Annotated in this window: 2 tRNA genes and 2 rRNA genes; all 4 read left to right on the forward strand. The window is 58.8% G+C overall.

Features of this window, described 5'->3' with window-relative positions:
• Positions 1-64, forward strand: a 16S ribosomal RNA gene (locus ACS5PV_RS32725); the annotation flags it as partial.
• 153 nt (positions 65-217) lie between these two features.
• Positions 218-294 (forward strand) — tRNA-Ile (locus ACS5PV_RS32730).
• A 40-nt stretch (positions 295-334) separates the two neighbouring features.
• Positions 335-410, forward strand: a tRNA-Ala gene (locus ACS5PV_RS32735).
• Positions 411-692: 282 nt separating this feature from the next.
• A 23S ribosomal RNA gene (locus ACS5PV_RS32740) occupies positions 693-1,953 on the forward strand; the annotation flags it as partial.

A 1,953-nucleotide genomic window follows, 5' to 3' on the forward strand; every position in this document is an offset into this window, starting at 1 on the left:
AGCGACTGGGGTGAAGTCGTAACAAGGTAGCCGTAGGGGAACCTGCGGCTGGATCACCTCCTTTCTAAGGATGCTGTTAGCAGGATGACAGGCGATAAGCCCGTCCGCTCCTCGTACGGCGTCGTTGGATCAAGGGCTCAGTCAGAGCCCAACTGGCGGGACGCGCCGTCTTCGTTTCTCTTTCTCATCATCCGGACACGCTGGTGGAACCAGCGACGGGCCTGTAGCTCAGGTGGTTAGAGCGCACCCCTGATAAGGGTGAGGTCGGACGTTCGAGTCGTCCCAGGCCCACCATGGTCAGACGGTGATCTCGCTGCCAGGGCACATCCCACTCGGGGCTGTAGCTCAGTTGGGAGAGCGCGTGCTTTGCAAGCATGAGGTCGTCGGTTCGATCCCGTCCAGCTCCACCACCCTCCCCTGCCGCAAGCTTCCCAGTGAAGTGGCAGTGCGGTCGAGGGTCGTCCGGATCAAAGAGCTTCGCACCATCGACGCGTTCAGCGGGTGGCTGCGGATATCTGACATCGTGAAGAGGGAATGTGCCTGGGCCAGCGCGAAAGCGGCCGGCCCGGGTACGTTCGGCAAGCATAAGGCAGTGGGTTCGAAAGGACCTGCTGCCGGTCTTTATCGTGACCGTGGACGAGGTGATTGGCAGCTACGGCTGTCGGTCACCGCCGGACACCGATCATGAGAGCGATCAAGTGCCTTAAGAGCATCTGGTGGATGCCTTGGCGCTGAGAGGCGATGAAGGACGTGGTACGCTGCGATAAGCCTTGGGGAGCTGCGAACGAGCTTTGATCCGAGGATCTCCGAATGGGGAAACCCACCTTCAGCCACCGTATCGTGGATCCAGTTCACTGGGTCTGCGCTACGAGGGTTCGAGAAGGTATCAGGCCCTGAATCCATAGGGGTTTGAAGCGAACCCGGGGAACTGAAACATCTCAGTACCCGGAGGAAAGGACATCAACGAGACTCCGTCAGTAGTGGCGAGCGAACGCGGACCAGGCCAGCGCCTGGCATGACGCTTACCGGAACGGCCTGGAATGGCCGGCAGGATGGGTGACAGCCCCGTACGGGACAAGCCAATGCCAGGACACGAGTAAGGCGGGACACGTGAAATCCTGTCTGAAGATGGGGGGACCACCCTCCAAGCCTAAGTACTCCTCAGCGACCGATAGCGAACCAGTACCGTGAGGGAAAGGTGAAAAGCACCCCGACGAGGGGAGTGAAACAGTTCCTGAAACCGGATGCTTACAAACAGTGGGAGCCCAAGGTTCGTCCTGGGTGACCGCGTACCTTTTGTATAATGGGTCAGCGACTTAAAGTAGCGGGCAAGCTTAAGCCGATAGGCGAAGGCGCAGCGAAAGCGAGTCTGAACAGGGCGATTCAGTCCGCTGCTTTAGACCCGAAACCAGGTGATCTAGCCATGCGCAGGATGAAGGTGCGGTAACACGCACTGGAGGTCCGAACCAGTGCCCGTTGAAAAGGTCTTGGATGACGTGTGGTTAGGGGTGAAAGGCCAATCAAACCTGGACATAGCTGGTTCTCCGCGAAAGCTATTTAGGTAGCGCCTCGAGCGAATGCCGTGCGGGGTAGAGCACTGGATGGGCTAGGGCCGCCCACAGCGGTACCGCACTCAACCAAACTCCGAATACGCACGAGCACTACTCGGGAGACACACGGCGGGTGCTAACGTCCGTCGTGAAGAGGGCAACAACCCTGACCGACAGCTAAGGCCCCCAATTCGTGGCTAAGTGGGAAAGGATGTGGGACTCCCAAAACAACCAGGAGGTTGGCTTAGAAGCAGCCATCCTTTAAAGAAAGCGTAACAGCTCACTGGTCTAGCTAAGGGGTCCTGCGCCGAAAATGTAACGGGGCTCAAGCCACGAGCCGAAGCTTCGGGTTCATCGCAAGATGAGCGGTAGCGGAGCGTTCCCTAGGCTGATGAAGCGGGAC

It is taken from the genome of Methylobacterium sp. Gmos1, assembly GCF_053764715.1.